This is a genomic window from uncultured Thermomonas sp. (assembly GCF_937872235.1).
GTDB lineage: Bacteria > Pseudomonadota > Gammaproteobacteria > Xanthomonadales > Xanthomonadaceae > Thermomonas > Thermomonas beijingensis.
In genome coordinates this window covers 26,113-32,541 of sequence record NZ_CALMPC010000033.1, presented here as the reverse complement: position 1 = coordinate 32,541, position 6,429 = coordinate 26,113, and the positions used below count along the sequence as shown (strand labels likewise).

Here is a 6,429-nt window from a genome sequence, read left to right as displayed (position 1 = left end):
GGTATCCGGGCTGCATCCGGGGGCGAACCAGGTCGATGACGCGCTCTGCGCCCGAGTTCCTGATGATCCTCATGCGTTGGACCGCTCGCGTCGCAGATCATCGAGAGAACCCGAAACCACGGTTTCGATGAAATCGACCTCCAGGCCGAGGACGGCCGCGATCGCCAACAGTTTGCGTGCACCGAACTCCGCGCATCGCCCGCGCTCAAGCCGGGAAAGCATCTCTTGCGCGACACCGGCCTGCCGGGCGACGTCACCCTGCTTCAAACCAAGCGAGCGTCGTCGGTCTGCAATGGCGTGCCCCAACTCAAGGATTGTCTGCATTCAACTTATTCGGCAAAACCCCAATGTAAATAGATAGCATTTTGACTAATATGTCAAATCATGGGATTGGGTGATTCTGTCTACCTCAATACCCCGCTGCGTCCAATGCTTTTTCGGCTTCGCGGCGGCCAATGTCGATCAATTCGCGGGCGCGCCAGAATTCGTAGAACTCGCAGGCGTCGCGCGGGATGTGGATCAGCAATTCGGGGGGTTCCAGTGCCAGTTGCACGCGGGCGATGCGCTCTTGCATGGTTTCCAGCGAACGCGTCATCACTTCCATCAGGCCGAAGTGGTGCCCAGGTGGCGCGCCATCGTCGTCGCCAAAATGCGCATCCCACCAGCGGCCAAGGATGCCGGGCGTGCTCTTGCCGTTTTCGGCATCGACATCGCGTACCGGCGTGTCGGCACGTTGCGGTGGCGCGCTGTGGATATCCACGGCCACCACCCGATGCGGGCCGGCCAAGCGCGTGGCAGTGATTGGCAACGGTGCCAGCAGGCCACCATCCACCAAATCCATATTGCCGATGCTGAGCGGCGTGAAGATGCCAGGAATGGCAAATGAGGCGCGCAGGGCGTCCCACATGTCGCCGTGGCGCAACCAGACTTCACGTTGGCTTTTCAGATCCACTGCGACTGCGGTGAAATCAATCGGCAGCTCTTCGATACGCGGCTCGCCAATCACTTCGCGCAGGGCGCGCACCAATCGGTTGCCGGTGAACATCGCCGGCCGGCTGATGCCGGGATCAAGCAGCCGCAACATTTGGCTGCGACTGGTGGCGCACATCCAGTCGCTCAGTTCGGTCAATTTGCCGGCGGCAAAACACCCACCGACCAAGGCACCGCAAGATGTGCCGGCGACTGCCGTGACATACAAGCCACGCGATTGCAGTACTTCGATCACGCCAATCTGCGCCAGCCCACGCGCGCCGCCACCACTCAACGCCAACACGATTGAGGCATCTTGGGCGGGTTGTGACGCGTCGTTGGTCAGCGGCTGCGTCATGTGCCTGGCTCGTAATTGCTGATGGCCAGTTGCAAATGGCTGCGCAGTTGCTCGCGCAGCGATTTGGGTTCAATGATTTCGGCATCGGCACCGTAGTGCAGCACGTCCATCAGTAATTCACGCGGCACCGAATACGGCACCTTCAACTCGTAACTGCCATCGGCCAGATGCCGGCCCTGTTGCTGCGAATGCCAATGCTCATCGGCCACCCAGCGCGCCGCCTTCGGGCTGAAGCGAATGGTGGCCCAGGCTTTGGGGGCACCGGAAAAGATGCCGTAGCTGCCGGCCAAATGCGCATCCAGCTCGGTATCCGCCACGTCACGTGCCGCACCTTCCACAAATCGCGCCGCCGTCATGCGGTCGATGGAAAAACTTCGCAGCGCCTCGCGATCTTCGTCCCACGCATCCAGATACCAGTTGTCGCGATAGTGGGTGAGGCGCTGCGGGCTGACCATGCGTCGGGTTTTTTCATCGGTGGAACGCGCTCGATAGTCAAATGCCAATTTGCGCCGCTCGAGGACGCACGAGGCGACGATGCGGAAGCTGTGCTCATCCATGCTGCGGCCACGATGCGGGATCACCCGCACCCGCTGCATCGGCACGTGCTTGCTACCCGAATGCGCGTCCAGCAATTTTTCCACGCGCTGTTGCAGCGGCGCCAAGGCGGCCGACAACATGCCGCCGCTGCTGCGTTCCAGCAATTGCTGGGCGGCCAACAATGCGTGCAATTCTTCCGAGTTCAACCACAGGCCGGGCAGCTCGAAGCGCTCGCTTTCGGCCTTGTCATAGGCAAAACCGGCTTCGCCATCGCCGACTACCGGGGCCATCAGTGCATCACGCAAAAACGCGATGTCGCGGTACACGGTGGCCCGCGAGCAAGCCAGTTCATCCTGCAGCCGGGCTACGGTGATCGGGCGGTGGGCGGCCTGTAATTGGCGATGCAGGGCAATGATGCGTTCGTAGCGTTCCATGCCCGGATTATGCGTCAGTGCGCCGTGCGTGGGGCAGGCACCGCCGCGCAGTCAGGCTTGGGCCATACCTGCTGCGGTATGATCTGCGCATGCTTGACGCTGCGACGCCCCTGTTGTTGTGGTTGGCGCTCACCGCACCGCCCACCGCAATCCCCACCCCTGCGCTGCCGTTGCTGCAGCCAGAGGTCGTGCAGCGCTTGATCGATCCGCCGCGCTGCCTGGCCGCGCAATGCGTGAATGGCGAGTGGCAGCGCGGAGCAATGGTCAGTATTCCAGCCGGACAGCGACGGATTGATGCCAATGACTTGCCAGGCAGCGGCAGCCGCCTGCGTTTGTCCGGCAACCGCCCGGATTGGGTGAAAGCGCAAGGCAGCAATGCCCGCGTGGGCATGCAATATGGCGTGCAAGCCGTGCAGACCAAAGACACCAGCCTGAAGATGTCGGTGGATACCGGCTATCGCATGAAAGGCTATGCGGATGACGGCATTGCCGGTACCGGCCCGATTTTGCGCGGCCAGGTGGAATGGCAGCAGACGCTGAGCAAGCGCACCCGGCTATCGCAAACCACGCGCCTGGAAACCGGGCAGCGTGGCACTTATCTGCGTAACAGCTTGCAAGTGAAAACCCAATTGCTGCCAGCCCTGACATTCAGCTCAGGGGTGGAAGTGTCACGTGACAGCAATCTGGTGGGCCGCAATAAAACCGATGCCACCATGAATCTACGCTACGCGTTTTGATGCACGGATTGTTGCGGCCTGGCTTGTTGAAACAGCGCGTGGCGAGGCGCAGTTAGCCGTCGATCAGTGCCCGCGCGCCCTGCGCCAGCAAGGCATCGGCGACCGTAATTCCAAGCGCTTCGGGTGTGGTCATCGCGGCCTCAGCCTGCGCCCGTACACACTGGCCATCACGCGCCGAACCCACCAGCCCTTGCAGCAGCAGGCGCCCACCTTGCAATGTCGCCAATGCCGCCACCGGCACATGGCAACTGCCGTGCAGGGCCAGGTTCATGGCGCGCTCGGCGCGTACACAGGTGTTCGTTGCAGCATCGTCCAGCACGCCGCACAAAGCCTGGGTGGCGGCATCGTCGTGCCGACACTCAATGGCAATCGCGCCTTGTGCCGGTGCCGGCAGCCAATGCGGGGCATCCAGTCGCGCGCGGATGCGGGCATCAAATCCCAACCGGGTCAGGCCAGCGCAAGCCAGCACGATGGCGGCGTAGTCGCCGGCATCGAGTTTGGCCAGCCGCGTGTTGACGTTGCCGCGCAAATCGCGCAATTGCAGATCAGGGCGCAGCGCGCGCAGTTGCGCCTGCCGACGCAGCGACGAGGTGCCCACGCAAGCGCCTTGCGGCAACTCATCCAGGTGCAGAAAATGATTGCTGACGAAGGCATCTGCATGGTCGGCGCGCGGCAGAATCGCGGCCAGCGCAAACCCCGGCTCCAGCTGCATCGGCACGTCTTTCAACGAGTGCACCGCGCAATCGGCATCGCCCCGCTGCATGGCGATTTCCAGTTCCTTGAGGAACAAGCCCTTGCCGCCAATCGCCGCCAGCGAGCGATCCAGGATCTCGTCGCCGCGGGTGCTCAGCGGCACCAGTTCCACTTGCAAACCGGGATGGGCCGCACGCAGGCGACTGGCGACGTGTTCGGTCTGCCAAACGGCAAGCGGGCTTTTGCGGGTGGCGATGCGCAGGATGGTCATGCCGGCATTATCGCTTGCCGCGCCGCTGGTTGGCGCCTGTGCGCGGCTACAATTGCTGCAAGGCCTCGCGCAAATGGGGCAGACAACGACGGCTGACTTCCAACGCCGTGCCGCCGTGGCGCAAGACGGCATGCACATGTCCTTCTGGCGAGCGCCGCAATTCGGTGATTTCCTCACGTGCCACCAAGCAATTGCGATGAATGCGCACGAAGCGGTCGGCAAATTCTGTTTCCAGTGACCGCAGTGATTCTTCAATCAGATCCTCGCCACGGGCGTGATGCACCACCACGTATTTTTCATCCGCCTGCAAAAACCAGATGTCATCAACCGGAATCATGCGCAAGTTGCCGCCCAGCCGGGCGCACAATTGGCTGCGTGCGCGCGGCTCACCGGCTTGCGCGGCAGCACGCCCGGCACCACGCCCAGCCAGATAGGTGCGCACTTTGTCCAACGCTTGCGCCAGGCGTTCGGTGCGCACCGGCTTGACCAGATAATCCAGCGCCTGCGCTTCAAACGCGGACAGCGCGTGCGCATCGTAGGCAGTGCAAAACACCACCGCCGGGCGCGGCTGCAGATTGGCCAGCGCGCGCGCAGCCGCCAACCCATCCATGCCGGGCATGGCGATATCCAGTAACACGGCATCCGGGTGCAGGCGTGCGCAGGCATCGATGGCGGCTTGACCGTCGCCGGCCTCACCCACCACATCGATCAGCGGCAGACCGGACAACAGCCCGCACAGGCGCGCGCGCGCCAGCGGCTCATCGTCCACCACCAGCACGCGCATGGGTTGTGTCGTCATGGGCTCACACTCCGGGGCCCACCCCGGGCTTGCCCCGATGGTAGCGGTGTGCAGTGGCCAACGTCACCTCAGCCGGCCGCAAACCGCGCTGTCATCCAGTCGCCCAACTGGGTGATTTCCTCTGCACAGACCGAATGCTGCATCGGGTAGCGCCGCCATTGCATCGCAAACCCTAGCGCCTGCATGGTTTTGGCACTGGCTTCGCCGGCCGCAGGTGGCACCACTGGATCAAACACGCCATGCGCCATAAACAGCGGCTGGGTTGCGGCCTGCACAGCCATGCTGGCTTGCGCCTGCTGGGCAGTCATTGGCAGATAGGTCGACAGCGCAATCAAGCCGGCCAGCGGTTGGCTGCGCGTCAACCCGACTGCCAGCGTGATCGCCCCGCCTTGCGAGAAACCTGCCAGCAACACCCGCTGCGGCGGCACGCCACGTTCACCCTCGCGTGCAATCAGTGCCTCGATTTGCGCGACAGATTCGGCTACACCGGCACTGTCGGCGCGCAGCGCCAGATCATCAAACCCGAAACTGGTGATGTCGTACCACGCCCGCATGCGTGCGCCGCCATTGATCGTGACCGCGCGAACCGGTGCATGCGGGAATACGAAGCGCAGCGCAGGCCAATCCTTGCGCACCAACTCCGGCACGATGGGGGAAAAATCATGCCCGTCGGCACCCAGGCCGTGCAGCCAAATCACGCTCCATTGGGGATGCGCGCCGGTGCTGTGTTCGATGGTTTCAAGCAGCATGTGAAAATGTTCAGCAGTGGCCTGCGCACATTATGCCGATCAATGCGTACGCTCCGCTGCGCGTTGTGGAAACAGCAACACCGCTGCACCCACAAACACCAATAGCGCTGCGGTGGCCGAGGTGCGGCTCAGGGCCAATCCACCGCTGGCCAGCGGCTTATCCAGGAAGTCACCCAGCACCGCGCCCAATGGCCTGGTCAGGATGAAAGCAGCCCAGAACAGCAGCGTGGGCGACACCTTTTTCGACCAATACAGGATCGCCACGAGTGCCAATGCACCGCCAAAGATCGCAATGCCACCGGTATAGCCCAGCCCCTGCGTATCGGCCACCCAATCCCCCAGTGCCGTGCCCAGCGTTTGCGAACACATGATGGTCAACCAGTAAAACCCTTCGGCCTGCGGACTGGCCACACTGGCCACCGACACCGTGCCCAACATGCGCTTCCATGCCCACAACGTGCCCAGCAGCAGCAGCAACAGCACTCCTGAGCCACCGCTATAGCCAATCCCCAGCGAGCGGTCGGCAAAATCGGCGAGTGTGGTGCCCACCGTGGTGCTGGCCAGAATGGCAAACCAATACAGCCATGGGTTGAATTGCTTTGCACGGAGTTGTAACCACACCGCAAATGCGAACAAGACGGTGAAAATGCCGGTGCCAATCAAATACCCATTGGCATGCGTTTGCGTGCCGGCTTCGCCCAGCCACGACATGGTCACCGCATCGCCGCCGGTCTCACCCAGTGTGGTGGCGGCAATCTTGATCAACCAGAACAGCAAGGTGACTGCAGGCACCTTGGCCAGAGGTTGTGACGTCGGTGTATGCATGCGGGTGTACTCGGTATGAAGTGGCGTCAGCATGTGCCGCAACCTGTTGGACTGACT

Annotated in this window: 8 protein-coding genes; 1 reads left to right on the top strand and 7 read right to left on the bottom strand. The window is 62.6% G+C overall.

Features of this window, described 5'->3' with window-relative positions; translation table 11 throughout:
* Nucleotides 1-69 precede the first annotated feature (69 nt).
* The 3 genes from QWB57_RS03120 to QWB57_RS03110 all read right to left on the bottom strand — a co-directional run bounded on the left by QWB57_RS03120 (nt 70) and on the right by QWB57_RS03110 (nt 2,298).
* Nucleotides 70-324 (bottom strand): helix-turn-helix transcriptional regulator, encoded by a 255-nt coding sequence (locus tag QWB57_RS03120; RefSeq protein WP_223629575.1) that lies wholly within the window; start codon nt 322-324, stop codon nt 70-72.
* Between the two features lie 85 nt (nt 325-409).
* Nucleotides 410-1,327, bottom strand: coding sequence for a patatin-like phospholipase family protein (locus QWB57_RS03115; RefSeq protein ID WP_223629574.1), 918 nt, complete (start codon nt 1,325-1,327; stop codon nt 410-412).
* The gene (locus tag QWB57_RS03110) at nt 1,324-2,298 is read right to left on the bottom strand and encodes a YafY family protein (protein ID WP_223629573.1); all 975 of its coding nucleotides are present in this window, start codon (nt 2,296-2,298) and stop codon (nt 1,324-1,326) included. Before QWB57_RS03110 ends, QWB57_RS03115 begins: the two co-directional genes overlap by 4 nt.
* An 89-nt stretch (nt 2,299-2,387) precedes the next feature.
* On the opposite strand from QWB57_RS03110, the gene QWB57_RS03105 reads away from it, so the two are divergent.
* A complete protein-coding gene (locus QWB57_RS03105) occupies nt 2,388-3,035 on the top strand; it encodes a DUF481 domain-containing protein (RefSeq protein WP_223629572.1) in 648 nt (215 codons plus the stop codon).
* Nucleotides 3,036-3,087: 52 nt separating this feature from the next.
* Here QWB57_RS03105 and hemC read toward each other — a convergent pair whose 3' ends face one another.
* From hemC to QWB57_RS03085, 4 genes are all read right to left on the bottom strand, one after another.
* Nucleotides 3,088-3,999 carry a hydroxymethylbilane synthase gene (gene hemC, locus QWB57_RS03100; RefSeq protein WP_288968285.1) on the bottom strand — a complete coding sequence of 304 codons (912 nt, stop codon included), beginning with the start codon at nt 3,997-3,999 and terminating at the stop codon, nt 3,088-3,090.
* 46 nt (nt 4,000-4,045) lie between these two features.
* Nucleotides 4,046-4,798 carry a LytTR family DNA-binding domain-containing protein gene (locus tag QWB57_RS03095; protein WP_223629570.1) on the bottom strand — a complete coding sequence of 251 codons (753 nt, stop codon included), beginning with the start codon at nt 4,796-4,798 and terminating at the stop codon, nt 4,046-4,048.
* 68 nt (nt 4,799-4,866) lie between these two features.
* Complete coding sequence (locus QWB57_RS03090) at nt 4,867-5,547, bottom strand: alpha/beta hydrolase (protein ID WP_223629569.1); 681 nt, start codon at nt 5,545-5,547, stop codon at nt 4,867-4,869.
* Between the two features lie 39 nt (nt 5,548-5,586).
* Entirely contained in the window at nt 5,587-6,405 is an 819-nt protein-coding gene (locus tag QWB57_RS03085) for a hypothetical protein (protein ID WP_223629568.1), read from the bottom strand.
* Between the last annotated feature and the right edge of the window lie 24 nt (nt 6,406-6,429).